This window comes from Microcoleus sp. N9_A1, from assembly GCF_036701795.1.
In the GTDB taxonomy this organism is placed as follows: Bacteria; Cyanobacteriota; Cyanobacteriia; order Cyanobacteriales; family Microcoleaceae; genus Microcoleus.
Map to the genome: position 1 here is coordinate 1 of NZ_JAUBRI010000195.1, position 1,067 is coordinate 1,067.

The 1,067-nt window shown below is 48.4% G+C and carries 1 protein-coding gene; it reads right to left on the reverse strand.

Annotation, left to right across the window (positions count from 1 at the left end):
* Positions 1 to 193: 193 nt before the first annotated feature.
* On the reverse strand, positions 194 to 433 hold the full coding sequence (locus QUA58_RS31400; protein WP_333398029.1) for a hypothetical protein: 240 nt from the start codon (positions 431 to 433) through the stop codon (positions 194 to 196).
* Between the last annotated feature and the right edge of the window lie 634 nt (positions 434 to 1,067).

Sequence of the window (1,067 nt, forward strand, 5' to 3'; positions counted from 1 at the left end):
GATGGGATTTTCCATGATTTATTTTGTTTCTAACTTCTCAAACCCAGTCTAGCTGGACTTGTGTGTACACGGTAGCTTCTTAAGGGGGATTTAGGGGATCTAGACCAGGGTAAAAACGAGATTTTTCAAGGCTTTCAGTCTTAAGTTGACACTAATGGCCACTGCCGTGTCCCTACGGTATTTCATCCAATTTTTAGGCTTTGCGCGATCGGCGAATGAGTACGCTTATAACTTGTCCCGGCTTTGGGCCTCGCTGGGGCGGGCTCCAATCCCCGACGGCGGCAAATCCCAGTCGGTACAAGGTGTGGATGGTTTCTAACACGGCCTTGCGGGAACCGACAACCGTGATCCGCACTACTTCCTGTTCCGATACTGCTGAGGTGTCATTTGGACGCTCGGACAAGTTATCGTCAGGTACGAATTCCTGTGACATAATATGGTCTCCTGGTTTTTGGTTTTCTAGGGAAACCCAAAAACCCAGCCGCCCCGCACGGTAACACAGAGCAGGGCGGCTACAGAGAGTGTTAAGATTCTCAATTAGCCTCCAGACTGGTTAGCTCAGTTTGGCGGTAGCTGTCTATTGCTGTTGGCGCAGCAATGGGCAGTGCAACTAGATTTTCGGGCGACGCCGGCTGCTTGCTCTGCAAGCAAAGCAACCTATAACTTCACAGCGTAGCGGCAATGGGGGGCCGCCGTCAATCGATTTGAGATTTTAGATTTGAGATTTTAGATTGTCCTCCAACTCAAGCGTGTCAACAATCGCTTAAAACCCTTGATAAATCTCGCTTTTAGTCGAGTCTCGATCCCCCTGGCATCCCCCGAATCGTTGCGGGGACGAAAGACGCTCTGGCGTTGCTTAATCAGGGTATGAAAAAAATAAGTTGAAAATCCCTAAGCTTTGTCGATACTGGTTTCTATGACGGGTCTATTTAGCCTTTCATACCGTAAATCAGCAACGCCGTTACTACCGCACATTTTGAGAGGTACTGCGTCCAAACTGTTTAAAAAATCCGCCCATAAATAAGATTGTCAGAGCTTGTAGTTGACAGTGGCAGAACAAGTCATGG